The sequence below is a fragment of the Engelhardtia mirabilis genome (assembly GCF_007748095.1).
In the GTDB taxonomy this organism is placed as follows: domain Bacteria; phylum Planctomycetota; class UBA1135; order UBA1135.
Map to the genome: position 1 here is coordinate 301,168 of NZ_CP036287.1, position 26,400 is coordinate 327,567.

Annotated in this window: 19 protein-coding genes; 11 read left to right on the forward strand and 8 right to left on the reverse strand. The window is 70.1% G+C overall.

Annotation, left to right across the window (positions count from 1 at the left end; genetic code table 11):
- Positions 1-3 precede the first annotated feature (3 nt).
- On the reverse strand, positions 4-378 hold the full coding sequence (locus Pla133_RS01160) for a VOC family protein (RefSeq protein WP_145070696.1): 375 nt from the start codon (positions 376-378) through the stop codon (positions 4-6).
- Between the two features lie 154 nt (positions 379-532).
- Here Pla133_RS01160 and Pla133_RS01165 point away from each other — a divergent pair, with 154 nt between their 5' ends.
- From Pla133_RS01165 to Pla133_RS01175, 3 genes are all read left to right on the forward strand, one after another.
- Positions 533-1,477, forward strand: coding sequence for an AraC family transcriptional regulator (locus tag Pla133_RS01165; protein WP_145061529.1), 945 nt, complete (start codon positions 533-535; stop codon positions 1,475-1,477).
- A gap of 511 nt (positions 1,478-1,988) precedes the next feature.
- Complete coding sequence (locus Pla133_RS01170) at positions 1,989-2,486, forward strand: hypothetical protein (protein ID WP_145061531.1); 498 nt, start codon at positions 1,989-1,991, stop codon at positions 2,484-2,486.
- 130 nt (positions 2,487-2,616) lie between these two features.
- Positions 2,617-4,596: a hypothetical protein gene (locus Pla133_RS01175; protein WP_145061533.1), complete on the forward strand. Its 1,980-nt coding sequence runs from the start codon at positions 2,617-2,619 to the stop codon at positions 4,594-4,596.
- A 257-nt stretch (positions 4,597-4,853) separates the two neighbouring features.
- Here Pla133_RS01175 and Pla133_RS01180 read toward each other — a convergent pair whose 3' ends face one another.
- From Pla133_RS01180 to Pla133_RS01190, 4 genes are all read right to left on the reverse strand, one after another.
- The gene (locus Pla133_RS01180) at positions 4,854-5,327 is read right to left on the reverse strand and encodes a hypothetical protein (protein WP_145061535.1); all 474 of its coding nucleotides are present in this window, start codon (positions 5,325-5,327) and stop codon (positions 4,854-4,856) included.
- A 135-nt stretch (positions 5,328-5,462) separates the two neighbouring features.
- Positions 5,463-5,606: a hypothetical protein gene (locus tag Pla133_RS25790; RefSeq protein WP_419192011.1), complete on the reverse strand. Its 144-nt coding sequence runs from the start codon at positions 5,604-5,606 to the stop codon at positions 5,463-5,465.
- 129 nt (positions 5,607-5,735) lie between these two features.
- Positions 5,736-7,442, reverse strand: a complete 1,707-nt coding sequence (locus tag Pla133_RS01185) for a hypothetical protein (RefSeq protein ID WP_145061537.1) — start codon at positions 7,440-7,442, stop codon at positions 5,736-5,738.
- Between the two features lie 146 nt (positions 7,443-7,588).
- On the reverse strand, positions 7,589-9,880 hold the full coding sequence (locus Pla133_RS01190; RefSeq protein WP_419192012.1) for an alpha/beta hydrolase fold domain-containing protein: 2,292 nt from the start codon (positions 9,878-9,880) through the stop codon (positions 7,589-7,591).
- A 595-nt stretch (positions 9,881-10,475) separates the two neighbouring features.
- Here Pla133_RS01190 and Pla133_RS01195 point away from each other — a divergent pair.
- Together Pla133_RS01195 and fdhF are read left to right on the forward strand one after the other, a co-directional pair.
- Positions 10,476-12,140, forward strand: coding sequence for an NADH-ubiquinone oxidoreductase-F iron-sulfur binding region domain-containing protein (locus tag Pla133_RS01195; protein WP_419192013.1), 1,665 nt, complete (start codon positions 10,476-10,478; stop codon positions 12,138-12,140).
- Entirely contained in the window at positions 12,137-14,842 is a 2,706-nt protein-coding gene (gene fdhF, locus Pla133_RS25795; RefSeq protein ID WP_419192014.1) for a formate dehydrogenase subunit alpha, read from the forward strand. The genes Pla133_RS01195 and fdhF overlap by 4 nt, the downstream gene beginning before the upstream one ends.
- 81 nt (positions 14,843-14,923) lie before the next feature.
- Here fdhF and Pla133_RS01210 read toward each other — a convergent pair whose 3' ends face one another.
- Positions 14,924-16,087, reverse strand: a complete 1,164-nt coding sequence (locus tag Pla133_RS01210; protein ID WP_145061547.1) for an ATP-binding protein — start codon at positions 16,085-16,087, stop codon at positions 14,924-14,926.
- A gap of 224 nt (positions 16,088-16,311) precedes the next feature.
- Between Pla133_RS01210 and Pla133_RS01215 the strand changes: the two genes are divergently transcribed.
- Both Pla133_RS01215 and Pla133_RS01220 read left to right on the forward strand, forming a co-directional pair.
- Positions 16,312-16,884 (forward strand): hypothetical protein, encoded by a 573-nt coding sequence (locus tag Pla133_RS01215; protein ID WP_145061548.1) that lies wholly within the window; start codon positions 16,312-16,314, stop codon positions 16,882-16,884.
- A 31-nt stretch (positions 16,885-16,915) separates the two neighbouring features.
- Positions 16,916-18,658 (forward strand): peptidase associated/transthyretin-like domain-containing protein, encoded by a 1,743-nt coding sequence (locus Pla133_RS01220; protein WP_145061551.1) that lies wholly within the window; start codon positions 16,916-16,918, stop codon positions 18,656-18,658.
- Positions 18,659-18,703: 45 nt separating this feature from the next.
- Here the strand turns inward: Pla133_RS01220 and Pla133_RS01225 are convergent, their stop codons facing one another.
- Entirely contained in the window at positions 18,704-19,873 is a 1,170-nt protein-coding gene (locus Pla133_RS01225) for a hypothetical protein (RefSeq protein ID WP_145061553.1), read from the reverse strand.
- Positions 19,874-19,982: 109 nt separating this feature from the next.
- Positions 19,983-21,149: a right-handed parallel beta-helix repeat-containing protein gene (locus tag Pla133_RS01230; protein ID WP_145061556.1), complete on the reverse strand. Its 1,167-nt coding sequence runs from the start codon at positions 21,147-21,149 to the stop codon at positions 19,983-19,985.
- Between the two features lie 676 nt (positions 21,150-21,825).
- Here Pla133_RS01230 and Pla133_RS01235 point away from each other — a divergent pair.
- From Pla133_RS01235 to Pla133_RS01250, 4 genes are all read left to right on the forward strand, one after another.
- A complete protein-coding gene (locus tag Pla133_RS01235) occupies positions 21,826-23,097 on the forward strand; it encodes a hypothetical protein (protein ID WP_145061558.1) in 1,272 nt (423 codons plus the stop codon).
- A 170-nt stretch (positions 23,098-23,267) separates the two neighbouring features.
- Entirely contained in the window at positions 23,268-24,380 is a 1,113-nt protein-coding gene (locus Pla133_RS01240) for a DUF481 domain-containing protein (RefSeq protein WP_419192015.1), read from the forward strand.
- A 97-nt stretch (positions 24,381-24,477) separates the two neighbouring features.
- Positions 24,478-25,017, forward strand: coding sequence for a hypothetical protein (locus tag Pla133_RS01245; RefSeq protein WP_145061562.1), 540 nt, complete (start codon positions 24,478-24,480; stop codon positions 25,015-25,017).
- Positions 25,018-25,420: 403 nt separating this feature from the next.
- Complete coding sequence (locus Pla133_RS01250; RefSeq protein WP_145061564.1) at positions 25,421-26,284, forward strand: alpha/beta hydrolase; 864 nt, start codon at positions 25,421-25,423, stop codon at positions 26,282-26,284.
- Positions 26,285-26,400: the final 116 nt, after the last annotated feature.

The window sequence follows — 26,400 nt, forward strand, 5'->3', positions numbered from 1 at the left end:
TCGTCAATCCACGTGCTGGTCGATCAGGATCGGGTTGCCGTCCGGATCGGTCAGCACGAAGTGGGCCGGGCCGGTGGATTCGGGATCGGCGGCCGTGGTGAGCTCGAGGCCGCGCTCCTGGGCCAGGCGCTGCAGTTCGCGCACGTCCGTGAACTCCTCCGGGTGCTGGCCGGACCTCGCCCAGCCGGGGTTGAAGGTCAAGAGGTTGCGCTCGAACATTCCCTGGAACAGGCCGACCACCGCCTCGCCGTTGCGCAGCACGATCCAGTTGTGCTCGGGGTTGCCGCCGATCTGGGCGAAGCCGAGCTTCTCGTAGAAGGCGCGGGACGCGGACAGGTCCTTGACGGCGAGGCTGACGGAGAAGGATCCGAGTTCCATGGGTTGTTCCGGTCGAGGGGTGGGCAGTTGGTCGGTGGGGGCGGCGTCCTGGCCGCCGACGAGCGGCGCGAGGGCCAGTGCCACTAGGGCGGCGTTCGCGGTTATCTTCATGCCCGAGGTGTAAGGCAGCGGCGGCGGGGCCGCTCTACGGATCTTGCGAACTGACAGCGAAACCGACCCCTCGCTCGACTACGTCCAGCGCGTCAACCGGGCCATCGACCACGTCCTGGCCCACCTGGACCAGCCCCTCTCTCTCGAGGTCGTGGCGCGGGCGGCGAGCTTCTCGCCCTTCCACTTCCACCGCGTCTTCAAGTCCCTCACCGGCGAGACCCTGAACGCCTTCATCAAGCGCGTGCGCCTCGAGCGCGCCGTCTCGATGCTCGGTCGGACCCAAGGCCGCTCGCTGACCGAGATCGCCCTGGCCTGCGGCTTCGGCTCCTCCTCCGACTTCTCGCGCAGCTTCAAGCAGCGCTTCGGCGTCCCGCCCAGCGCCTTCGACGTGCAGGCCTACCGCCGCGATCGGCGCGAGCGTTGGCAGTCGACGGTCGCCGATCCCGAGTACCGCCATCTGCTCCAACGCCTGCCACCCGGCGAGAACCCCGACGGCTTCGAGGTCGAGCTGTTGCGGCTACCCCCGCGCCGGGTGGCCTACATCCGCGTGCCCGATCCCTTCAGCAGCCTGGGCGCGGTGACCGGCGCCGCCGAGCGGCTGGTGGAGTGGGCCGAGGCGCGCGGCGTCGCGGGCGGCACCTGGTACGGCTACATGTGGGACGACCCGGAGGTCGTGGCCCACGAGGACTGCCGTTACGACGTGGCGGTCGAGGTCGACGAGGTGCGTCCCGAGGGCGAGGTGGGCCGCTTCGACTTCCCGGCCATGACCGTGGCGAAGCTCGAGATCAAAGGCGCCATCGACCTGGAGCAGCGCGCCCTCGATTGGATCTACGCCACCTGGCTGCCGCGCTCGGGAATGGTGCCGACCGATCAGCCGTGCTTCGAGGTCTGGCACGGGCGCCCCTTCGCCCACGGCTACGAGCACTTCGAGCTGGACCTGCACCTGCCGATCCGCAGCCTCCTCGCCGTCGGCACCGATCGCGGGTAGAGGCCGCTGCCGTCGAGGGACGCGGCGCCGCCCGGAATCGGTCCGCCGCCAACCGGTCCAAGCCCGCGGAGCCGGAGGGGACCGGTTGCCCGCGTCGTGCTGGTACTGCACGACGTCCGCAGGGTCGGGGTCGTTCCGGGTGGGTGTCGGCGAGCGACGAGCTTCTTCCACGTGCCAGACGATTCGGCTGGCTCCGAGCGGGTCACAGAGCACGAGCCGGGGCGTGCGAGTGCAGCGACCCGTGCTCGATCGATCTGGTCAGAGGATCTCGGCAGGCCATCGCGAGTTGATCGTGGAAGCCGAACGCCTCCGCCTTGCCGAGCAACGGGAGTGCTGCTGACCGACCGCTGACTCGCTCCAGCGGAAATCGGAGAAGGACCGGTGGAACCCGCGACGACGCACGCCGTTTCCAGGCAGAGCGGGGGATTGGCCTTCGCTTCGCGTCGCCTCCGAATCCTCGGAGCCGACCTGTACTTCCATCGGGAAACTCCCGTCCTCACGAAAGGCCAGTATGAAATCGTCGATCATCAAGCTTGGCGCTCTTGCGCTCATCTCGCTCGCCGCCACCTCGGCCACCGCCGAAACCGACAGCGACTGGGCCGGCCCGGCATGCGGCAAGCTCGTACCGGTTGACGGCGACACGGAGCTGCTCTCGGCTCAGTCCTGCCAGTGCTCGGGCGCAGTCAGCCTCACCGTCGTCGCTGGATCGCTGACGATTCAACCGACCGGACTCGTGTGCTACACGCACAAGATCTCGCCCGACTACCAGACCTTCCAATCGGGCGGCGACACGCTCCTCGACCGCGACAAGTGGGTGAGCGAGCAACTGGTCAGCCAGAACTGCAACACCAGCGACTGCAGCTGGTTCTTCGGTTGGTGGGGAACGCCCACCTGTGACCAGACGGTCCAGGACCTCAACGGCGGCGGATACGTCTATGTCGCGGTGGGCAACTGCAAGGACGGCGTGCCTATCGGGACCGACAGCGACGGCGACGGCGGCGAAGGGTGACCCGCCCGAGTGCGGATACTCGCCGGCCCCACCCTCGAGCGCGCCAACGGGCCCGAGGGTGGGGCCGGCTTCCAGGGACGCTCGGGAACGAGACCGATCTCGCTCAGACATTCGACTCCGAGACATCGACATGAAGACCGCCATCGCATCGATCATCACCGCCCTCCTCGCCTCGAGCCCTGTTCCCGCCTCCGCCTCGTGTGCCCCTCAAGACGTCACTCGCGAGCTGGTCACGGCCCACTCGGAGTACCTGTCGCCGCGAGTCCACGCCGCCTTGGTCAAGGTGCTCGCGGCCGAGGAAGAGCTCGCGCAGTTGACCTATCCCTACGACGAGGACGGCCGTCCGATCACGTATGCCGAGCAGGAGCGGCGGCTCCAGGACCCGGATTCGCCCCTGAAGCAGTACTTGGACCACCACCGTTCGCGGTTCGACTCGGGCAGCATCGAGATGGACCTCCGCAGCCTGCACGAGTGCATCCTGTTCGACGCCGCCTTCAGGGTGGCCTCGGAGCTCGTGTGGGAGCACCCCGACCTTGATCCGGCGGAGCTGCTGCGCGGATTCGACTCGGCGGTCGTCGAGGGGTCGCCGGTCTCGACCTCCGAGCTGGCGCTCGAATGCTTCGAGCGCTTCCGGGCGACGCTGAAGATCGGCCCCCTCAACAACGGCACGGCGCTGGCGAGACTGACCTGGGGAGTGCTGCAGCAGAAGGACTGGTGGCGCCAGAGCGGCCACGACCGTGGGCAATTGATCGAGGACTTGCTCGGCGTCGGGCTCACCTCTCAGAATCTGGCCTGGACCGTCGACCTGGCGCTCATGAACCCGATGCGCCCCTCGCCGGATCCAGCCCAGGACGGGCGCGGTGTCTGCGGGCCCAAGCTGCCGATCTCGCTGGACGTGGGCTACGAACACCGACACGAGGAGGTCCTGGAGGGCGGCCTCGAGCTGGTGACCTATCTGTCGGCGCTCGACGACCCGACTCACGCCCTCGATCTCGAGCCGTACAAGGTCACCTCCGAGGACGGCGGGAAGACGATCATGGTCCCCAACGACCTGGGTCACCTGCGTCGATGGGTGCCGCTGAAGCTCGAGCAGGTGCGCGACGAGCTCTACGACGGGGGCTATCGCGAGGAGCTCTACTTGGCCATGCGCCGCAGCTCGAGCCTCGAGCAGCGCTACCTCTTCTGGCAGACGCTCGCCGAGCGGTCGAGCTTCGCGGCCTTCCGGGTGCAGATGCTCGAAGAGCTCGGGGCGATCGTGGCCGGGACTGCAGACTTCCCGGAACCGCCGCGAGTGGAAGAGCTCCTGCTCCAGGCCCAGGTGCGCGCCCTCTCCCCGGACGAGGCCCGAGAGCTGCGAGCATTGCAGTTCGAGGCGCGGCGCAACGAGGATCGCTTCATTCAGACCTTGACCGAGCTGATGGTCGATCTCGGAGTCTTCGGGCAGATCGACGCCGTCGTGGCGACCCTGCGTGACGACCTGGCCGGCGTGCTCGAGCCCCTCGCGGCGGACGGCAACTCCGGAGGGGACCGCTACGAGTCCCTCCTCAACGACGGCTGGTTCCGCTTGGCCTTCTCCAAGACTCACGAGCTCAATCGAATCCTTGGACAGGCGCTCGAGGGCTCCGAGGCCGGAGTTGCCGAGCTCCCCGACGTGGCCCGCGGCAACCTGATCTGGGCCGCGACGTGCGACGGCAGCCCCGAGGCGCGCGTGAACCTCGAGCGGGTCGTGTTCGAAGGCAGCGCAACCGACCTTTCGTCCGCCGTGCTGAACCCCGCCTGGGCGGAGGATGCGATCTACTCGATCGCCATGGGCTCACTGATCGACAAGGCCTGGTCGAGCGATACCGCCAGGTCGGACCGCCTCAAGGCCGAGGCCGCGTTCAGTACCAGCCTCGCGAAGCGCCCGGTCAACGAGGTCTCGAAGCAGATCCTGCTCGACACCCTGCACGACGAGGACTGGTCGTCGCGCAAGAAGGACTCCTACTGGGGTCGCGCTTGGCAGAACCCGGCCGGCTACGTCGAGCGCCTCGACCTCGTGCGTCGGCTCTTGACCGGAGGGGAGATCGACCTGCTGACTGCCCAGGGCGTCTTGCCCGAAGGCCTCTTCTGAGAGGGGCGTGCGCCCGCAGATCGGCACGCTGCGAGAGGTGCCGCGCGCCGGTCGGAGAGTCTCCGGCCGGCGCGCGGCACCGCCTTACCGACGCGACCTCGGCCCCGCCAGCGCGTGGGCCGGACGGCCGCATCACCGCGGACGCGCGCCGGCGATCCTGTTCGAGACCGCGGACGAGGAGCTCCCGTCCCGACTCCGCTTCCGATCGACCGGCGGCCCCCACGGCCCCCCCGGCCCCCCCGGCCCCCCCGGCCCCCTCAGTCGCCTCCCGAGCCGAACGACAGGCCCAAGGTCAGGCCGGCGTAGTAGTCACCGTCCTGCTCGGCGAGCACCAGGCCCGTGCGCCAGCCGCCGTCCCAGGCGTAGTCGACCAGGTGGTGCAGGTTCTCGCCGTCCCACAGGTGCGTGCTCGTGACGCGCTCGGCCCAGCGGATGCCCAGTCCGCCGATCAGCTCCCATTCGTCCTCGAACTCGCCGAAGGCCGTGCCCACGTAGGGCGCGATCGGCAGGCCGGTCCAGTGGTCGAGGCTCTTCGAGAGGGTCGCGTAGTAGGCCCGGCCATCGGGCGTGCCGATACGGTCCGAGCTGGTGCCGACGATCATCGCCGGGCGGCGCTCGGTCTCGTCGAAGACCCGGTAGTTGACCAGCGGCCCCACGTCCCAGCCGTCGGGGTCGAGGCTGCCGTCCTCGTAGGGGTTGAGCTCGATTCCCACGCGCAGTCGCTCGGTCACCGCGTAGGTCGCGGTCAGCCGCGTGCGCGCTCGGTCGACGGGGATGCCCTCGAGCAGGCGCAGGCCGATGCTCCAGGGGCGCGATACTGTTCCGCCGGTCCCACGGACCGGCTGACCCTCACCGGGTCACAAGGGTCAGCTCGGGACGAGCGACGGGAACAGGTCGCTCGGCAGGGGCTCGCCCTCGATCTGCGCGGCGGGCGCGTCGTGAGGCTCCGCCCCGTCCTGGAAGGGGGCGGTGAGGAGCAGGCCGGAGAGGAAGCAGAGACCGGAGAGCATGGGGGCAGCATCGACCCTCGGGCCGGCCAACTCAACCGTTGATCGCGTTCGCGGCCACGACCGCGCCGAACGACAGCGAGCGGTCGGGGCCAGGGCTCGACCGCTCGCCGCGAAGTCGGACAGCGCGCCCTACTGGATCGTCAGGGTCGCCGCCGGCGTCATCGCCAGCCAGCCGGGGGCGCCGGCGTCGGGCAGGAAGGCCTGGCAGTGCAGGGTCGCTCCCACGAGGCCGGAGAGGTCGCCGCCCACGGGCAGGGTCGCCGAGCCGACTCCGGGCACGCCAGCCGTCCCACCCAGCACCATGGGCGGCAAGAGCACCATCGTGGCCGGGTTCAGGTAGATCGTTCCGCCGAGCATCGGCACCTCGGCCGGGACCAGGCTCAGGCCCAGGTAGGCCAGACCGCCCCCGATGCCGGCGCCCACGGTCAGCTCCGGCCCCCAGGCCAGGCACAGGCCGTCCTCGGCCTTCAAGGTCGGCACGATCCCGAAGGTGCCCGCCGTGCCCTGACCGTAGCTGTCGCCCAGGACGCGGCAGTCCTCTTGGCAGAGCATGTAGTCGAAGAAGGGCGCGGTGACCGGCGTGGTGTGCAGGTTCGCGCTGCCGTGGGGATAGGGCTGGTAGGTGAAGTCCTGATCGGTCTTCTGCACGATCAGCGCAGTGGTGTAGGCGTTCACGTAGGCCTGGGGCACGCAGTCGCCGACGTCACCCTGGCTGTTGCCGCGCAGGGTCCGCAGGCCGTTGTTGTTGCGCGACGTGGCCAGGAAGAAGCCGCCCTCGGGGGTCGCCTCGACGCTGGGGGACTTCTCGAAGCCACCGATCGAGTAGCGGCGCACCCACTCGACGTTGCCACTGGCGTCGAGGGCCATCACGCCGGCCGCCGGGTACGGACTGGGAAGGGAGCTGTGGAGCTGCAGGCCGATCAGCGGCCGTCCGTCCGCGCGCAGGTCGAGGCTGGAGACCGCCACCGCCTGATCGACGGTGTCGGCGATCTCGTAGCGATGGGACCACTCGATTCCGCCGGAGCCGTCGAGGCGCATCGTGAAGACCTTGGGCACTCCGTTCTGGATCCACCAGCCGCAGATCAGCAGACCGTCGTCCGCCGTGGCCTCGATCTGCATCGACGCGGCGCCGCTTCCGTTGGCGGTGTAGCGCGCGCTCCAGATCGTGTGGCCCCACTCCGTCGTGCGCACGACGACGGTGCCGGCGCTCGAGGTGTAGAGCATGAAGAGGTCGCCGTTGGCGGCCGTCGCGATGTCTCCGACGAAGTTGTTGCCGACCTCCACGCCGTAGTCGCGGAACCAGTGCAGGGTGCCCGTCGAGCCAACGGCCATGACCACCACATCGTAGGAGGGACCGTTGGTGTAATCGCCCATGGCGATGTACTGACCCAGGTGGTTGCGGGTCAACTCCGTGAGCTTGCCGCTGCCCACGAGCGAGCGTTCCCAGGTCGGGAGGCCGGTCGCGACGTTGATCGCGGCCATGTAGGGCTGGCCCTCGACCGATCCGCACACGACCAGGGTCTGCTCGTCGACGAACATTGAGTCGTAGAACGTCGCCTGGCCGCCATCGAACGACGACAGGGCGACGTGGTGGGACACCTGACCGTCCGCCTCGTAGGTCGTCAGCCCGCAGTAGCGATCGCCCGCATCGGTGCGGTAGGGGTAGATCGAGGCGAAGCGGCCTCCCTCCGAGACTGCGGCGCAGGCATTGCCGTCCATCGTGGAGATCTGAACGCCAATGTCGACGGTCCAGATCTGCGCCTGGGCGGAGGGAGCGAGTGTTGCGTGGGCGACTGCGGCGGCGCCGGCGAGCAGCAGTGAGCGGAGGACTTGCACGGTTGGTTCCTGGATGAGCGAGCGGTGTCGGAACGGGAAGGCCGGTCGTCCGGCACCCACCCGTGGCGCGAAGGGCGTCCGCCAACTGCCAGGGGCCGGGGGGATTCCTCCCTCCGGCCCCTGGTCCGTCGCCCACGAGGTCCGCGTCAGTCCACGCTGCAAAGGCGCCGCTCGGTCGCGGCCGAGACGCGCAGGCTGCCCGCGCCGTCCACGGCCAAGCCCTGCAGGGACACCACGAGGTTCACCAGCGCGGGATCGTCGGCGATCGGCGCCCGGAACCGGGCGGAGCCATCGGCGCCCGTGGCCCCCGAGAACAGCAGTTGCGCCGAGGCCACGTCGAGCAGGATCGGCTGGCCCAGGACGGGCAAGAAGCCCGCGCTCGCGGCCAGGTAGACCGCGCAGGGGCTCGAGGCGGGCCCGCCCAGGTCCACCAGCAGCTCGGTCCCCAGGCGGGTCGCGCCGACCACCAGCTCGAGGGGCTCACCCGCGATCGACGGCGCGTCCGCGTCGGCGATCGTCGCGCGGCGAGTGCGCGTCTCGGTGGACGTGTGCCCAGGCGTCGCGGCCAGGGTCAGGTCCAGGAACTCGGCGCCCTCGGGCAGTCCGTCGGCCACGGCGCCCAGGGTCACGCGGGTGAAGGACTGGCCCTGTGCGAAGCTCGCACTGGCGGGCACGCCGGAGAGATCCAGCAGCGGCGAGGCGCTGCCGCTGGTCAACAGGCCGACGTTCAGGGGCGAGCTCGCGCTGCCGGTGCGCGTCAGCACGAAGACGAGATCCTGCCCCGCCTCTACGCCGAGGGACGACTCCGAGATCAGCCCGAGCAGCGGCTGCCCGGCAACACGGTCGTCGTCGTCGATGCGGCCACTGGCCACGTGCACCGGATCGAGGGCGTAGGCATTCCCGGCCAAGAGCTCCACGACCCAAACCTCGGTCGGCTCGGCCAGGTCGTCGTCGAGGGCCGCCAGGGGCAGGTCGATCGAGGCTTGGCCGGGGGCGAGCAGCGCTTCGCCCGAGACGCGATCGTGGTCGACACCGGGCACCGCCGAACCGCGCACGCGGTAGCGCACGGTCAAGGGCGCCGCGAGCCCACCGCTGCGCGTGATCCGCGCCAGGGCTCCGTCGACCGAGCCCTCGGTCGCCACGCCGTCGACCGTGCTCACCGTCACCGTCGGGAGCAGCGGCCCGCCGTCGTCGTCGGCGATGACGAGCTCGATCGCCGTCGCCGCATGGTCGATCAGGTAGTCGGCGGAGGGCGCGATGGTCACGGTCAGGGACTCGTCGCCCTCGACCAGCCCGTCCTGAATGGGGAAGACCGGCACCGAGCGCGACGCCGAACCGGCGGGGATCACCACGCGCTGGGGCAGGGGCAGGTAGTCGCGCGCGGGCTCGGCGCTGCCGGCGGCGAAGAGCAGCACGGCCAGGTCCGCGGTGGTCGGCCCGGCCCGCTCGATCCGCAGGGCGCCGGGGCCCGCACCCTCGCCGGGCGATGAGAGCAGCTCGATGCCGACCGTCGTGTCCCGCGGAGCCAGGTGCACATCGAACCAGGCCGCCGCGTGCCCGATCCCGAAGCCCGGTCCGCCGTGCCCGCCGTCGGGGATCGCCACGAGCTCCCAATCGAGGCCGTGCACCTCGCGCGCCGTACGCCACAGGTGCTCGGACTGGTCGAAGGGCACCGAGTTGTCGGCGGTGCCGTGGATCAGCTTGAAGGGCGGATCGTCGCGGGACAGCAACTGCGTCGGGTCGGCTGTCAACGTCAACTCGGGGGCGGCTTGGATCGGCGCGCCGATCAACTTGCTCTCCGGCGAATCGAACAGGTCGTGGTCGATCATCGACGGCAGCATCGACATCCGCAGGAAGTCGGTGGGGCCGTAGTAGTCGGCCACCGCCTGCACGCGACTCGACTCGCCCAGGTGATCGCCGACCGTGCCCTCCACGTCGACGCTGACGCCGCCGACCCCGAGGGTGTCCACGCCCCCGCTGGTGCCGAGAAAGGCCGCCAAGTGCCCGCCGGCCGAGGACCCCGACGCGCCGAACCGATCGGGGTCGAGGCCGTAGGTCGCCGCATTCGCGCGCAGCCAACGCACCGCCGCCTTGCAGTCGTGCATCTGCGCCGGCCAGGGCGCAATCCCACTGACGCGGTAGTCGATGCTCGCCACCGCGTAGCCGGCCAGCACCAACGGCGCCGCCGTGCTCGGGAACTTCGAGCCCCCGGCCCAACCGCCCCCGTGGATCCAGATCACCGTCGGCAGGGGCCCGCTCGGGCTCGGCGGCAGGTAGAGGTCCAACTTCAGATCCAACTGCGCGCCGCCGACGCCGGGAACGGTGGCGTAGACCAGATCGGAGTGGGTCGGCCCGAGCTGCGTGCGCGCCGTCGTGGGTGAAGACGTGCAGCAGACGAGCGCGAGCGCGGCGACGAGGCCGCGAGGGGAAGAGTGCATGGGGAAGAGGGATCGAGGACTTCGTGGAGCGGGCGTCGGCAACATCAACGGGTCCGCGCCCGCCGGGTTCCGCGTCAAGTCGTGGCTAGGACTTCGAGGCCCCTTGTCGTGCCCCGCGGCCAGACCTCCGGCAACCCCATTCGACGTCGGGCGGGAGCTGGCCCTGAGCGGTCTCAGGATCCGGTAGCAATCCCCGCGGCCCACCGACCTCGAAGCGGACACCCGCTGACCGCCTGTCTTCGCGCGCCGGCTCGTGCTCGACGCCTCTGCGGACGGTCACGGGGATCTCTCGCAGCTCGACGGCAACCTGGACCGTGCACCCGGACCGCGGCCTCGGACCGGACCCCACTCTGCGCGGAGGGTCGGGATGCGCGGGCGATCAGGACGGCCTCGCGCCCTGGGCGATCGCGGCTCGAGATCGCTCCAACTGATCGTGTCGCCCCCGTCGATCGGCGCGAGCGATTGTTCCTCGGTCCCGTTCGCGATCCCGCGCGCGACGCTCGGAGGCCGAGCATCCGGTCACGCGGCCCCGCGCCGCCCCCCGGGCAGCGCCGCCCCTGTCCACCCGCAGGCCCCCGCGGTACCTTCTTCCCCCGTGTCCACCGACCAAGATCTCGTCGCACGCTGGGCCGTGGAGCCGGCCCCGCTGCTGCCCCTCCTGCACGCCTTCCACAACCGCGACGGCTACCTCTCCGAGGCGGCCCTGCGCGCGGTGTCCGAGGGGCTGCGGATCCCCCTGGCGGACCTCTACGGGACGGTGACCTTCTACCACCACTTCGCGCGCGAAGAGGGCGGGCACAGCCGGCCGCGGGTGTGCGACGGGCCGATCTGCAAGCTGCGCGGCTCCGACGAGTTGATGGCCGAGCTGGACGGCGCCACGCCGATGCCCTGCGCCGGGCGCTGCGACGATCCGATCCCGGTGCTGGTCGAGAACCGCTACCTGGCCGGGCGGCCCGGCGCGAAGTTGCGCGAGACCCCGGCACCCATGCCGGACGACAACCCGGGCGAGCTCGAGGAGTGCTGCTTCGCAGGCATCCGCGAGGACGGCCGCGCGACGCTGATGGGCTACTGCTCCGACGGCGGCTACGGGGCCCTGACCCGCGCGGTGCGCGAGGGCTCGCCTGCGGGTGTGATCGAGGTGGTCGAGGCCAGTGGCCTGGCCGGGCGCGGCGGCGCCGGCTTCCCCACCGGGCGCAAGTGGCGCGCGGTGGCCGAGGCGCCGGGGGGACCCAAGACGATCGTCTGCAACGCCGACGAGGGCGAGCCGGGCTGCTTCAAGGATCGAGTCCTGATGGACTACGACCCCCACGCGGTGATCGAGGGCATGGCCCTGGCGGCCTTCGCCACCGGCGCGACGCGCGGCTTCATCTACCTGCGCTACGAGTACCCGCACACCGAGCGCATCCTCGAGGACGCCATCCTCGACGCGCGCGACGCGGGGCTCCTGGGCCAGCGCATTCTCGGCAGCGACTTCAGCTTCGAGCTGTACGTGCGCCGCGGGGCGGGGGCCTACATCTGCGGCGAGGAGACCTCGCTGCTCAACAGCCTGGAGGGCAAGCACCCCTTCCCGCGCAACAAGCCGCCCTACCCGGTGACCCACGGCTTCGAGGACCTGCCCACGGTCGTCAACAACGTCGAGACCCTGGCGTCGGTGCCGCCGATCCTGGCCAAGGGCGCCGACTGGTACCGCGGCCTGGGCCTGGGCGACCACGCGGGCACCAAGATCATCAGCCTGTCGGGCGACGTGCAGCGGCCGGGCAACTACGAGGTGCCGATCGGTCTGCCGCTCGACACGTTGCTGAACGACTGGGCCGGCGGGCCGCTCGAGGGGCGCACCTTTCAGGCGGTGACCATGGCCGGCCTGTCCGGCGGGTTCCTCGGCAAGTTCGACGACGTGACCCTCGACGAGCCCTGCCTGCGCGCGCGCGGCTCGTTCCTCGGCGCCGGCGGGATCATGGTCTTCGACGACCGTCGCGACATGGTTGACCTGGCGCGCCAAGCCATGGCCTTCTTCGCCCACGAGTCCTGCGGCAAGTGCTTCCCCTGCCGCATCGGCACCCAGCGCCTGACCGAGCGCCTGGCCGGCGAGGCCGGGCCCGCGGACGCCGACGAGTGGAAGCGCGAGGTAGCCGACATCGGCACCACCATGGCCGCGGTCAGCGCCTGCGGCCTCGGCATCGCCGCCCCCCTGATCACCCAGAGTCTGTTGCGCGACTTCCCCGATGCGGTCGACGCGAACCTGGAGGCCCGCAAGTCATGAGCACGATCACCATCGACGGCCAGAGCGTCCCCTTCGAGGACGGCGAGACGATCTACGAGGTCTCGCGCCGGTTGGAGCGCGACGTCCCGACCCTGTGCTACGACGACCGGCTGGAGGCCTTCGGGGCCTGCCGCCTGTGCGTGGTCGAGCTCGAGGGCGCGCGCAACCCGGTGGCCTCCTGCACCACCATGGCCGCGGACGGCATGGTCGTGCGCACGGCGACCGAAGCCATCGAGCGCCACCGCAAGACCCTGATGGACCTGGTCGTGTCCGAGAACCCCAAGGGCGCGCGGATCGACCCCCTGCGCGGCCTGGCCAGCCAGGAGCTCGCGCACCTCGCCGTGCGCTACGAGTCGGACGGCTCGCGCTTCGTCGGCAAGCAGTCGGGGACCTCGCGGCCCGACGACACGAACCCGATGATCCTGCGCGACTACGACAACTGCATCAGTTGCTACCGCTGCGTGCGGGTCTGCGCCGAGCGCGAGGGCGACTACGCGATCAGCGTGGCGAACCGCGGCTTCGAGACCCAGATCACGACCGAGTTCGCGGGGCTGCTCGAGGACTCCGACTGCACCTTCTGCGGCCAGTGCGTGCAGACCTGCCCGACCGGCGCCCTGGGCGACCTGCGCTCGATGGAGGCCCAGGACCAGCCCGGCGAGTTTGAGAAGACGCGCTCGATCTGCCCCTACTGCGGCGTCGGTTGCAGCGTCGACATCCTGACCAAGAACGAGAAGATCGTCGGCGTGCAGCCGGCCATGGACGGCCCCGCGAACCTGGGCGCCCTGTGCGTCAAGGGGCAGTTCGGCTGGGACTGGGTCGACTCCGACGAGCGCCTGACCCAGCCCCTGGTCCGCAAGGACGGCAAGCTCGTCCCGGCCTCCTGGGAAGAGGCCTGGGAGCGCGCCGCCAAGGGCTTCAAGAGCGTCGTCGAGAAGCACGGCCGCCACGCGGTCTACGCCGTGGCCTCGGGCCGCGCGCCCCACGAATCGGCTTACAGCGTTCAGAAGTTCGTGCGCTACGGCTTCGGCACCAACTACGTGGATAACTGTAGCCGTGCCTGACACGCTCCCACGGTAGCCGGTCTGGCTGCCACCCTCGGTCGTGGTGCGATGAGCAACCCGCTCGTCGACATGGAGAAGCCCGACGTCATCTTCTGCATCGGTACGAACATGACGGAGACGCATCCCGTGGCGGCGACGCGTCTGAAGACGGCGATCCGCAACGGCGCCACGCTGATCTGCGCCGACCCGCGCAAGATCCCCCTGGCGCGCATGGCGGACCTGCACCTGCCCCTGCGGGTCGGATCCGACGTGGCGCTCCTCGGCGCCATGGCTCACGTGATCGTGCGCGACGGCCTGACCGACGAGGCCTTCATCGCCGAGCGCACCGAGGGCTACGACGCGTTGGTCAAGCACCTCGAGACGATGACGCCCGAGTGGGCCGAGGGCATCTGCGGCGTGCCCGCCGCCGACATCGAGCGCGCGGCGCACCTCTACGCGGGGGCCGAGCGCGGCGCGATCTACTACACCCTCGGCATCACCGAGCACATCTGCGGCGTGGACAACGTCCAGAGCCTCTCGAACCTGGTGCTCTTGACCGGGAACATCGGGCGCGAGGGCACGGGCATCAACCCGATGCGCGGCCAGAACAACATCCAGGGCGCCGGCGACGCGGGGGCCCTGCCCAACAACTACCCGGGCTTCCAGCCGGTCACCAACCCGGCCAACCAAGCGAAGTTCGCCCAGGCCTGGGGCCGCGAGGTCGACCTCGAGCTGGGCATCACCAAGGTGCGCGCCCTGGAGCAGTGCGGCGAGTCGATCTTCGCCATGCTGATCTGCGGCGAGAACACGGTGGTCTCCGACCCCGACCGCGCCCACTGCGAGCACGCCCTCGACGCCCTCGAGCACCTGGTCGTGATCGACATGTTCCTGACCGAGACGGCCGAGCGCGCCGACGTGGTCTTCCCCGCCGCCGGCTGGGGCGAGGTCGACGGCGTCTTCACCAACACCGAGCGCCGCGTCCAGCGCGTGCGCAAGGCGGTCGAGCCCCCCGGCTCGGCCAAGCCCGACTGGGAGATCATCGCCGGCATCGCGCGGGCCATGGGCCTGGGCGACGGCTTCCCCTACCAGTCGGCCAAGGACGTGTTCAACGAGCTGTGCCAGCTCTCCACGACCTATGCCGGCCTCGACTGGGACCGCATCGACAAGGGCGAGTACCACTGGCCGGTGCCCGACCGCGAGCACCCCGGCACGCCGATCCTGCACCTGGGCGAGTTCCCCCGCGGCCGCGGCCTGTTCGTCACGCCCGGCTACCGCGACCCGGCCGAGACGGTCAGCGACGACTACCCGATCTGGCTCACCACCGGCCGCCGCCTCGCGCACTACCACACGCGCACCATGACCGGCCGCGCCAAGGGACCGGACTGGCTGGTGCCCGAGGAGCTGCTCGAAGTCCACCCCGACGACGTCCAGCGCCTGAGCCTGGTCGACGGCGGCGTGGCCCTGATGAAGAGCCCCCGCGGCGAGGTCCTGATCAAGGTCAAGGCCACCGACCAGTCCCCGCGCGGAACGGTCTTCTGCTCCTTCAGCTTCGGCGACGTGCGCGTCAACGACCTGACCGGCGCCGGCTACGACCCGATCACCGACACGGCCGAGCTGAAGGTCTGCCCGGTGAGCGTCGAGCCGGCGGGCGCGCGGGTCTGACGCGGCGAGAGCCAGTCGCACGACAAAGCCCGCCGGTTCCGAATCGGTTGGGCCTCGGTCGGCCCCGCGGCGTACGGGACACTAGGAAGCGGCGTCCGGGAACAGAGGCTCGTCCGCCGCCAGCGTCTCGAGCGGGACGACATCCACGCGATCATCGATCGGGTAGCGCTTGCGACCGGGGTAGACGACCGCAACCCGCTCGAGCGCGAGGTCGGCGATCGCGATCCGAATGGACTTGGTCATCGTCGGCGCGTCGGCGCGCTTGCACTCGACCCCGAGAAGTCGCGACCCGCGTCGCAGAACGAGGTCGATCTCCGCACCCTGGTGTGTCGCCCAGAACCACGCGTCGTCATGCGGCACTCGGGCCAGGATCTGCTCGATCGCGAAGCCCTCCCAAGACGCGCCCAGCTTCGGGTGTTCGAGCAGTGCCATCTCCGAATCGAGCCCCAAGAGGGTGTGGAGTAGTCCGCTGTCACGGACGTAGACCTTCGGCGACTTGACCTGGCGCTTCTTCAAGTTGGCATGCCACGGCTGGAGCTGTCGGACCACGAGCGCGTCGGTCAGCAGGTCGAGGTAGCGCCTGCACGTGGCCTCGCTCACGCCCAGCGCACGCGCGGGTTCGGCGGCATTCCAGGTCTGGCCGTGGTAGTGCGCGACCATGGTCCAGAAGCGACGCAGGGCGGTCGACGGCACACGTACACCCCAGTCCGGGAGGTCGCGCTCCAGGAGCGTCCGCACGAACTGGCGCCGCCACTGGGCGCTATCCTCCTCAGTCGCCGCGAGGAAAGAACGCGGGAATCCGCCGCGTAACCAGAGCGGCCGCTGACTCTTCGGGCCCACCTCATTCAGGTCGAAGCCGCCAAGCTCTACATGCTCCGCACGACCGGCGAGGCTCTCCGAGCTCTGGCGCAAGAGCGCGCCCGACGCGCTGCCGAGGATCAGAAAGCGTGCCTCGGATCCGCGGCGATCCGCCAGCACCCGCAGGGCGGGGAAGAGGTCCGGACGGCGCTGGACCTCGTCGATGACCACCAGGCCCTCGAGCGGCCGCAGCGCGGTCATGGGCTCGTCAAGTCGTGCCAAGGAGACCGGGTCCTCGAGGTCGAAGTAGTTGACGGAATCGGGATCGGCGAACTCCCGGGCTAGAGTCGTCTTTCCGGACTGCCTGGGGCCGGTGAGTACGGTGACCGGACTCCGTCTCAGCGCCTCTTCGACCGAGCCTCGAGCCCGGGAGCGGGGGATCTGCATCGCGGCCGTGTCTACCATGAAAATACTTCATGCCGTGAGGGATTTTCATGGATGGATTGGCCCTGGCTAGGCCCAGGGCCGTCCGGCATCGTCAGGATGACCTGCCGGAGCCGCGCCGGAATCAGCCCATCCCGGGGGGGCCCCGACCCGTGCCACGGTCGAATGGTCGAGGTCTACGCGTGCGCGTAGGTCGCGACGCCCCTCGACACAGGCTAGTTCCCGCCATGCCCACCGACCCCTTCGCCCACGACCGCTACACGATCCGCCGCAAGCTGCTCAAGCTCTTCGGCGCTGGCTTCTACGTGCTCGACGTTCGCGGCGACGTGGTCGCCTACTCCGAACAGAGGGCTTTCCGGCTGAAGGAGGACATCCGTGTCTTCGCAGGCGAGGCCCAGTCCGAGCCGTTGCTGCGGATCAGGGCGCGGCAGGTGATCGACTTCGCCGCCTGTTACGACGTGGTCGACGAGCGCGACGGCAGGGTGGTCGGCGCGGCGCGGCGCCGGGGGTTGTCGTCGATCGTGCGGGACTCCTGGGAGCTGCTCGACGCCGAGGGAGGGCTGGTCGCGCGGTTGCAAGAGGACTCCCTGGGCATGGCCCTCTTGCGGCGGTTGCTGGTCAACCTGGTGCCCCAACGCTTCACCCTCGGCGAGGGCCCCGGCGCCGTCCAGTTGACCCAGCGCTTCAACCCGTTCGTCTACAAGCTCGAGGTCGCGATCCCGTCCTCGTCGACCATCGACCGCCGCCTCGTGCTGGCCCTGGCGATCCTGATCGCGGCGATCGAGGGCCGCCAGGACTGACCGGGCCCTTGCCGACGACGAGAGAGCACGGATGAAGGGAACGCTACTCACCCTGGCCTTGGTCGCCCTGGGCGCACTCCTCTACTCGGTCGCTCGAAGCGGCCGAGGGGCCGACGATCGACGCGCAGCGACGGGCGCGTCTCCAGCCGTCGAGGCGTCCGCAGAGGCGCAGGGGCCAAGGTCCTTGGCGACCGAGGTCGTTCGCGAGCGCGCTGGAGGAGACGTCTCCACGCTCGATCTGCCCCCTGCGGCGCAAGCGGCCTCGCCCTCGTCGGTGGTCGTCATTCGCGTCGTGGGCCCCGACGGATCGCCGTCCGTGGCGGAGGTCGGTGTCGTGGGTCTCTCGGCCACAGGTTTCATGACCGAGGTCGAGTTGGGCCGGACCGACGCCGACGGCATCGCTCTCACCACCCGCGAGGCGCTGACTGGCGGCGTCGAAGTCTTCGCGGGGACGGACTCACTCGTCGGTTGGACACGCATCCTCGCGGGTGAGGAGATCGCGGACGAGACCTTGGTGCAGCTTCGTGCGGCGTCCGAGCTCTCGGGCAGGGTCGTCGACCTGCGGGGCTCGCCGGTCGGCGGGGCCGAAGTCGTCGGCTACCAGTCGAACGCGCCGGCGCCCACGACGGCGGCGATCCTCGCCCAGGAGGCCGACGGCTGGGGCAACCCGCGTCGGACCACGACCGACCCCGACGGGCGCTTCCGCTTCGGCGCGGTCGACGGGCACTCGCGGTGGTGGGTTCACGGGGTGATCCGGGGTTCCCTCAGCGGCCCGTTGGCGGAGCCGGCACGACCGGGAGTCCCCGTCGAGCTCGTCCTCCGACCCCTTGCGGCGGCGATGGTGTCGGCGACGACGGACGAGGGTGCTGCACTCGCGCTCCGCGGCGGGCTGCAGGTGAAGGGTGGATGCCAAGTCGCCATCCGCCGCGGCGCGCGGGGAATGGTCGCGTCGAACCACCCGCTCCTGCCCCTGGCGGGGATCGATCCGCTCGAGGTCGATCCGACCGGGACCGGCGGCTGGCCGATCGTGTTGGAGTTCGAGGAACTCCGCGCCGACTTCGCCGCCGAGGTCGCCCTGGAGCTCGAGCTGCCGGGAACGGAGCGCGTCGAGTCCTCCCTGCGCCTCGCGCCGTTCGCCCAGGTGGGTTGGGAGCTGCTCGACGTGGTCCTGCCGACGAAGGGCGCAACACAAGAGCAGGGTTCGGTTCGTGTGCAGCTCGCTGGCGCGCGGTCGATCGTGGCTGGGCGGGCCGCCTGCTCCGACGACTGGGCGTTCACGCTCGAGGGGCTGGGCGGCGCGTCCGATCTGCTCTACGAGCTGACGGCGCTGGACGACGACCAGCTCGTCCAGCGGGTCCCCGCCGGCCGCTACCGGGCCGCCTTGCTCTCGGCGCGCGGCATCGAGATCCCGCCGACGGGCCCGCGCGAGATTCGAGTCAGGCCGGGCCCGGCCGCGCTGGTCCGCTTTGACCCGGGAGTCCTCGGCACCCTCGAGATCGAGCTCGGACCCGACTTCGTCCTCGCGGGCACCCCCGTGCTCGAGCTCGAGACGGCCCAGGGACTGACCCACTGCTCCTGGTCCGGCGCCAGCACCTGCGTCGACGGACTGCCGCTCGGCCCGTGCACGGTCCGTTGGTTCGGGTCGCCACCCGACGCGCGCCTTCTCGTGCTCGACGGCGAGCTCCCCATCGCCGAGGGAACGGGCTCCGTCTCCTTCGACATCTCGGCCGACCGACCGGTCACGTCCGTGCGGCTGACCGGGCCCGCGAAGTGACGAACACGAGAGCCGACGTCGTGCCGCAGCGGGCCGCGCGTCCGCTCACTTCAACAGGATCTGCGCGGAGTTCGTGACGAACGAGCCGCCGCCCGCGAGGGCCACCAGGGCCTGCACGTCGACCTCGATGCCGACGACGGAGGGTCCGGTTGGCGGCGTCACGATCGCGGTGGCGGGGACGTTCTGCCCCTGCAGGACGAGCAGCTCCAGCAGGAGTAGCTGGCCGAGGTCCACACGCAGGTTCTCACCCAGGTAGCTCGTCGGGAGGCTGGTGCTGGACCCGGCCGCGACCGCGACGACGGCGACGTCGCCCGGTGCACCGAACACGGTCAGCTCGCGGTCCAGATACGGATTGAGCGGGCTGGCGGGGATGGTGGGGCCGACCTGCAGGTAGGGCTCGGCGGTCGTCAACGGGGGGGTCGGCGCGTCCGAGAAGTCGACTCCGCTCCACGTGAGGTCGAGGGTTCCGCCGAGGACCTGCACCGACGGCACCTGAGTCAGCGCCGGGGCGAGCGGCGAGGAGGGATCGTAACCTCCGGCGATCTCGTGGTTCGACGAGCCACGAACCGTCAAGCTCGCCGCCCCGTCGAGGACGCGGATCGCAGGGCCCGGAGTACCGGATCCGAAGAAGAGGTCGCCGGCGTTCCCCCCGATGATCCGGGTACCCACGGCACTGACCTCCGACTCGCCCGACAGGGCCAGGCCGGCCGTGCCGTTCTTGGTTTCGGGCGCGATGCCACCGGCGATCCCGCTGCTCACCAAGCTGACCTTGGAGTCGGTCACGGTGAGCGCGGCCAACGACGATGAGAAAGCCCCGAAGCCGGCGCGTGTGAGCACGACGTCCGCGCAGCCCTCGATCTCGACGTTGTAGCAGCTCGTCGCGTCCAGCCGTACGCGCCCGGGTAGGTTGCGCAGCACGAGGTGTTCGACCTGGAGGTCGAGCAGGGTGATGGTCGTCGGCCCGCCCCCGCTGCCATCGACGACCAGACCCGGATGGACGATCTTCACGCTCTCGAAGAAACCGACCACGTAGCCGAACAGCTTCAGGTCCTTGGTGATCGTCGTACCCGTGTAGTCGCCGGGCATGAGTTGCAGGATGTCCCCGTCGCTCGCCGCTGCGACGGCGGCCGGGAGGTCGGCGAAGTCCGCGGGACCGTCGTCGTCGATGGTCCAGATCTGAGGAGCGAGGGCGAGGGATGCGAGGGCGAGCAGCATGTGAAATGGGGGTGGTCGTAGGTCGGGCTGGACCCGTGGTTGGCAGATCTGGTGTCGCACACTCTCCTGCCGATTCGCTCCGCGATGTCGGCGACACCGGCGAATCGATCTACTTCAACACGATCTGCGAGGCGTTCGTGACGAAGGATGTGCCGCCCGAGAGCGCGACCAGTGCTTGGACATCGAGCTCGATCCCGGAGAGGCTGGGGCCGGTGGGCTGGGCCACGGTCACGAAGGCCGGGACGTCCTGCCCCTGCAGGGCGAGGAGCTCGAGCACGACGAGCTGGTCGAGGTTCACCCGCAGGCTCTCACCCGAGAAGCCCGTCGGGAGACTCGTGCTGGAGCCCACTGCGATAGCGACGGCGGCGACGTCGCCGGGCGCGCCGAAGACCCTCAGGTCGCGAGTCGGATCAGGACCGAACAGCGGCGCCCCGACTGGGCCGACCTCCAGGTAGGGCTCTGCCGGACTCACCGCGGGCACCGGCGCGTCCGGGAAGTCCACCGCGCTCCACGAGAGGTCCAGGGTTCCACCGAGGATCTCCACCGATGGGGCTTGGGTGAGGACCGAGTCGAGCGACGAGAACGGATCGTGGCCCCCGTCGATGGGGTGATAGGAGGACCCGTGAACCGTCACGCTCGCCGCACCGTCGACGACCTGAATCGCCGGGCCGGGAATCAGGCTGGAGAAGACGGCATCGCCGACGTTGCCCCCGGTGAGCACACAGCCCGCGAGCCGCACGTCGGAATCGCCCCAGAGGGCCAGACCGGCCTTGCCGTCCAGGGTCGAGGCCTCCGTTCCACCTGTGATGTTGCAGGTCGTCAAGCGGACCGCGGAGTCGGTCACTTCGATCGATGCCGAGGGCAGGGCTCCGTCGCTGACGTAGGACCGCGTGACGACGACGTCCGTGCAGCTCTCGACCTGAAGTCCGGCGACGGTGGCCGTGTCCACCCGAGTTCGGGCAGTCAGGTTACGCAGCACCAAGTCGTCGACCCGCAGATCGGTCAGGGTGAAGGTCGTCGCACCGCCACCGCTGCCGTCGACGATCAGTCCCGGTGCACCGATCTTCGGAATCTCGAAGGAGGAGGGCGGGTAGCCGAGGAGCTTCAGGTTCTTGGTGATCGTCGTGCCCGTGTAGCTCCCGGGCATGAGCTGCAGGATGTCTCCGTCGCTCGCGGCGGCGACGGCTGCCGGCAGATCGGCGAAGTCCGCCGGGCCATCGTCGTCGATGGTCCAGCTCTGCTGAGCGAGGGCGAGGGTCACAAGGGTGAGCAGCATGTCAGACCGTCCAATCGTGGGCCGCGCGGCGGAGTCGGCGGTTGGCATCCCCGGGGTCGGAGAGCTAGGGGCAAGCCTACGGCGGACCGACGAGCTGTGGCGCTCGGGCGGCGGGAGAGACTCGCGTACCGGGGCGCTGGGCCCGCGGCACTGGTGCCATGCCACCGACCACGCCCCCGGGGCAGGATCTCGAGCCCGCAAGACGCCGGCCAGTCGGCCGCAGGTCCGCTCGTCGACGGCGCGCCCCGCGCCGGCCGTAGCGTGCTCGCCATGGCGACCGCGGCGGGGCGTGTCCGCGCGGTCGGCCGGACCTCGTCGCTGACGGTCGAGGCATGCGGAACGAGGTCCCAGCGACGGTTCGCGCCCTGATCGAGGTCGACAGGGACTTCGACCTCTCGTTCGTGCCCGGCGCCGGTCACGACGTGGAGGTACTGTCGACCGTCGAGCGGCGTTGCCGGGACTTCCTGGTGCGGTCGCTCATGGGTGTCGAGCCGCGTCATGGAGTCCGTCGTGGCCTGTCGAGTCGTCACTCGACCGGTAGGGAGCTCGCAAGTTCTCGATTGCTCCACCAGGAAACACGGACTGCGCGGCACATTCTCTTCGGCGCTTCCGTCGCCGCCCTGCGCACACATCGGATCGGCGTCCTCCTCCAGCCAGGTCTCAGACCAACCCTCCCATGGTTCTCCTCACCTCGTTCCTGATTGCCACTGCCCCCCTCGTCCAGGCCAAGGTCTGGGTCGTCGATCCCGGCGGCGGAGGCGACTTCGTCCAGATCCCCCAGGCCATCGCCGCCGCTGCTGACGGCGACACGATCCTCGTGCGCGGCAGCGAGGGCATGGACTTCGTCGTCGACGGCAAGGGCCTTGCGATCGTGGCCGACACCGGCCTGACTGTTCCCACGGGCGCGATCACGGTTCGCAACCTCGCCGCCGGCCAGCGCGCCGTGCTTCGGGGCCTGTCCGCATCCGCTGGCGCCGGAGCCTTCGTGCCCAGCGAGGGGCTGACCATCGAGAACTGCACCGGCAGCGTCTGGGTCGAAGACTGCGACTTCAGCGGCGACACGCCGGTCTCGCCGTTCCTCACGGCTGTCGCGGACGGCGGCTCCGTGTCCGGGTCCGACCAGGTGTCGCTCGTCGACTGCACCTTCGTCGGCAACGTCGGCGCGATCCCGACCGTGAGCACCGGCGGCGCAGGCCTGGTGGTCGAGAACTCCTCCGTGCAGGTCTACGGCGGCAGCGTGCAGGCCGGCGGCGGCTGGAACCAGTCCGCCTTCTCCGCCGACAACATCAGCGGTGGTCAGGGCGGCCAGGGTCTGGTCGCTGTCGGCAGCTTCGTGCTCTTGGATGGCGCTGTGGTGCTCGGAGGCAACGGCGGAATCGGCGCGGATGCCGGGTTCTTCCTGACCAACTGCACTGCCGGCGGCGATGGTGGGACGGCATTGGTCGCGAACGCCTCGACGGTCGTGCGCCGAGCGGTCACCCTCGCCGGTGGCGCCGGGGGCGCGGGTGGAGCGTCCGGCGCGACGAACTGCGCCGACGGGCAAGCGGGCGCGAGCGAGGACCTGACCCTCGTGCAGCGGACCGACCTGGCCGGCATCTCGCACACGATCGAAGTGAGCCCCAACCCGGTGCGCGAAGGTCAGTCGGCGACGGTCACCTTCGACGGTCAGCCCGGCGATCTGGTGCTGCTCCTGATCTCGCCGGCGCCGGCCGGCCTCTACCTGCCGAGCCTCGGCGGCTCCCTGCTGGTGGGATCGCCCCTGTTCCAGCTCGCGGGCTTCGGCGCGACCCCCGCGAGCGGGCAACTGGTGGTGCCCTTCACCCTCTCGAGCTTCGGCCCGGGCATCGAGGTGATCGGCCTCTACGAGCAGCCCCTGGTGCTCACCGTCGGCGGCCAGCTCGTGCTCGGCTCGGGTGAGTACGTGACTCACCTCGACGCCGCCTTCTGAGCTGAAGGTCAAGGCCCCGATCGCCGGCTCCTGTCGGCGGTCGGGGTCGGACGGACCCACGGCGCGGCGGCGCGAGCCGCATGGCCGGATCGCTCGCGCGGGAGCCTCGGCAGGGCAGATCGGCGCGCTATCCTTGCGCGCCCCCGATCGCCGCAGCGCCCCCGCTCTCGATGTCCGCCGTCCCGACCCCAGCCCGTTCGATCGCTCTCGCCCTCATCGCGCCGGCCCTGGCGACGGCTGCCCAGGGAGCGGGGCCGGACCAGGGCCAAGCGCCGCCGGTCACTGCGACGGTCGTGACCAGCGACGGCTCCGACTGGTTGCGCCTGGTCTCCGGCGAGTGGCTCAAGGGCGAGCTGATCGTCCTCGACCGCGGCACCGTGCAGTTCGACAGCGCGGAGCTCGACGACCTGGAGATCGACTGGGCGGACGTGGTCGAGCTGCGCACGGCGCGGGAGTTCACCCTGCTGCTGGAGGGGCGCGAGCAGCTCATCGGGCGGGTGCAGTTGCTCGATGGACGCCTGCTCGTCGAGCAGGGCGAGCGCCTGCGCGACCTGCCCCGCGAGGCCGTGGTCCGCATCGTCCCCGGCGAGCCGCGCGAGTCGAACTTCTGGTCGGGCAAGCTCACCCTGGGCTCCACCGTGCGGCGCGGCAACACCGATCAGCTCGACTTGACCACCGGCCTCTCGCTCCTGCGCCGCACCGCGCGCAGCCGGCTGACGATCGACTGGGACAGCGCCTACTCCGAGCTCGACGGAGAGAGCAACTCCGACAACCAACGCCTGCGCTCGCGCTACGACTGGTTCCTGAACTCGCGACTGTTCCTGACGCCGCTGGGGTTCGAGCTGTACCGCGACGAGTTCCAGAACATCGAGCTGCGCGCCTCGCCCTACACGGGCCTGGGCTACGCGGTCGTCGATCGGTCGACCGTGGAGTGGGACCTCTCCGCCGCCCTCGGCTATCGGGTCACCCGCTACGCCTCGGTCGAGACGGGCTCCAGCGCCCAGGACGAGAGCGCCACGGGCATCCTCGGCACGACCCTGTCCTGGAGAGCCAGCTCCACGGTCGACGTGGACTTCGCCTACTCGGCCGAGATCGGCCTGGAGGACGTGCAGGACACGAACCAGTTGGCATCGGCCGAGCTCTCGGTCGACCTGTGGTGGGACTTCGACCTGGACCTGCGCCTGCAGTGGAACCGCGTGGGCCAGCCCGCGCCGGACTCGGACGGGCAGGTGCCCAAGAAGGACGACCTGCTGCTCGCCGTCGGCCTGTCCTGGAGCTTCTGACGCCCCGCGGCCGCTTGGCCGGGAAGAAGTTCGACGCATGGGTCGTCCCACCCCGCCGTTGAAGAGTGGTCCACCTGCCCCCGAGAACCCCCGAACCATGAACTACGCAACTCGCCTCGCCCTCCTCGTGCCCGCCCTCTGCCTGCCCCTCGCCTGCCAGGGCCCTGCCGAGAGTTCCGGTGCCGGCGACGCGCCTCAGGGCGGCGGGTCCGCGGACTCGCGCGGTGATTGGACGGTGCACTGGGAGTACACCTTCGAGCACCTCGACTTCCCGAACTACGACGCCCGGCACCTGGCCAACTCCGTGCGGGTCTTCCTGGGGGACACCCAGGTTCGGATCGAGGTGCTCGACGAGCGGACCTGGAAGGTCGTGGGCACCCCTGACGAGGTCGAGCTGGCGCGCTTCCTGGCGGTGTCCTTCGACCAGCAGGTGATGAGTCGCCAGCACCGGGGCAGCGTCTACGACTTCCAGCAGGCGGACGCGCGCCAGGCCCTGGTCCGCGCACGCGGGATGCAGGGCTGGGGCGAGAACTGGATCGTCGGCGCCAAGGACTCCGCGCGCGTCTACGCGATGATCCCGCGCGAGGAGACGGACGCCTTCGACGCGATCCTGAGCGAGCTCGACGCGCCGCGTTGACGGCTCCCGCTGACGGCTCCCGCTGACGGTTACCGTCAGTCGGAAGACCTTCCCCATCGAGAATCAAGTCAGGATCGACCTGTAGACTCGCCTCCAACCGCTTGAAGAGGGAGGGCGTCTCGCAATACGTCGCGACGATTCTGCTGCTCAACTCTTCGCTCTTGATCGGCAGCCGGATGTTCCCCGCGACTTCCGGGCGTCTGGATCTCTACCGCGAAGAGGACATCGAGCGCAGATACAGCGGTCTTGGTCGAGGCGATGCGCGGATGCCAGGCGAGTGGGTCGCGTGTGTCGAGAGGCGGGTCAAGTGCTCGGCCTCGTGTCAGCTTCCGGTGGATTGCACGTCCTTCGAAGAGGGTTGGGTCTACATGTCGCCGTCGTCATCGATTACTCCAGTCGCGCCATGAGCGACCCGCACCAATCGGCGGCGGATTCCGCCGCGGAGTTCGAGATCTTCCAGGGCGCCAGGCGATTTCACTGTCGCATCAGGTCACCTGAAGGGCGCCCTGAGGGTCGCGTGCTGCTGGTGCATGGGCTGGGGGAGCACTCCGGCCGCTACGGGGGCCTGATCGAGCGCTTCACCGGGCGCAGCTTGGAGGTCGTGTCGTTCGACCTCGAAGGACACGGGCTCAGCGCCGGTCGGCGCGGTCACACGTCCTTCGAAGCGACCTATGACGCGATCGAAGAGCTGGACGGCATCGCCGTCGCGCGTCGAGGACCCTGCCCCACGTTCGTCTACGGCCACAGCCTCGGTGGTGCCATCGCCCTCGGCTTCGCCCGGGATCGTCGGCCGGAGCTCGTCGGCATGATCGCAGCCTCACCGGGTCTGGAGCCAGCGACCGCGGTTCCCGAGGCGCGCCTGTGGTTCGGTCGGCTGGCCGCGAGCGTTGCGCCGTGGTTGACCGTGAGCAACGGGCTCGATCTCGAGGGGCTCTCTCGCGATCCTGCGATCGTCGCCGCCTATCGGACCGATCGCCTGAATCACGGTCGGATCAGCGTCGGCCTGGGACTCGAGACCTTGCGTCGAGGCAAGGAGCTGCTGCGCGGCGCAGCGGCGATCGAGGTCCCGCTCCTGCTGATGCACGGATCAGCCGACGTGCTGACCAGCGCCGCCGCATCGCAGTCCTTCGCCACCACCGCTGGCTGCGACTTCAAGCTCTGGGGCGGTCTCTTCCATGAGTTGCACCACGAGCCCGAGCGGGACGAGGTGCTGACGTTCGTCTTGGAGTGGATCGAGCGTCGGATCTCGAGCGCTGTCGACCCCTGACAACCGAGGCCGTTCAGCCGGTCTCGGGATTTGCCCGTCGCTTCCGGTCAGCAGTCTCTGCCCTCACGTTCCGTGGGGTTCGCGCCCCTCGCTCCCGCGCGGCGGAGCGAGCTCCG

What these genes read in the sequence shown, in the direction of transcription:
- Pla133_RS01160 (WP_145070696.1), bottom strand. Translation starts at nt 378, where the DNA reads ATGGAACTCGGATCCTTCTCCGTCAGCCTCGCCGTCAAGGACCTGTCC.
- Pla133_RS01170 (WP_145061531.1), top strand. Translation starts at nt 1,989, where the DNA reads ATGAAATCGTCGATCATCAAGCTTGGCGCTCTTGCGCTCATCTCGCTC.
- Pla133_RS01175 (WP_145061533.1), top strand. Translation starts at nt 2,617, where the DNA reads ATGAAGACCGCCATCGCATCGATCATCACCGCCCTCCTCGCCTCGAGC.
- Pla133_RS25790 (WP_419192011.1), bottom strand. Translation starts at nt 5,606, where the DNA reads ATGCTCTCCGGTCTCTGCTTCCTCTCCGGCCTGCTCCTCACCGCCCCC.
- Pla133_RS01190 (WP_419192012.1), bottom strand. Translation starts at nt 9,880, where the DNA reads ATGCACTCTTCCCCTCGCGGCCTCGTCGCCGCGCTCGCGCTCGTCTGC.
- Pla133_RS01210 (WP_145061547.1), bottom strand. Translation starts at nt 16,087, where the DNA reads ATGCAGATCCCCCGCTCCCGGGCTCGAGGCTCGGTCGAAGAGGCGCTG.
- Pla133_RS01215 (WP_145061548.1), top strand. Translation starts at nt 16,312, where the DNA reads ATGCCCACCGACCCCTTCGCCCACGACCGCTACACGATCCGCCGCAAG.
- Pla133_RS01220 (WP_145061551.1), top strand. Translation starts at nt 16,916, where the DNA reads ATGAAGGGAACGCTACTCACCCTGGCCTTGGTCGCCCTGGGCGCACTC.
- Pla133_RS01225 (WP_145061553.1), bottom strand. Translation starts at nt 19,873, where the DNA reads ATGCTGCTCGCCCTCGCATCCCTCGCCCTCGCTCCTCAGATCTGGACC.
- Pla133_RS01230 (WP_145061556.1), bottom strand. Translation starts at nt 21,149, where the DNA reads ATGCTGCTCACCCTTGTGACCCTCGCCCTCGCTCAGCAGAGCTGGACC.
- Pla133_RS01235 (WP_145061558.1), top strand. Translation starts at nt 21,826, where the DNA reads ATGGTTCTCCTCACCTCGTTCCTGATTGCCACTGCCCCCCTCGTCCAG.
- Pla133_RS01240 (WP_419192015.1), top strand. Translation starts at nt 23,268, where the DNA reads ATGTCCGCCGTCCCGACCCCAGCCCGTTCGATCGCTCTCGCCCTCATC.
- Pla133_RS01245 (WP_145061562.1), top strand. Translation starts at nt 24,478, where the DNA reads ATGAACTACGCAACTCGCCTCGCCCTCCTCGTGCCCGCCCTCTGCCTG.
- Pla133_RS01250 (WP_145061564.1), top strand. Translation starts at nt 25,421, where the DNA reads ATGAGCGACCCGCACCAATCGGCGGCGGATTCCGCCGCGGAGTTCGAG.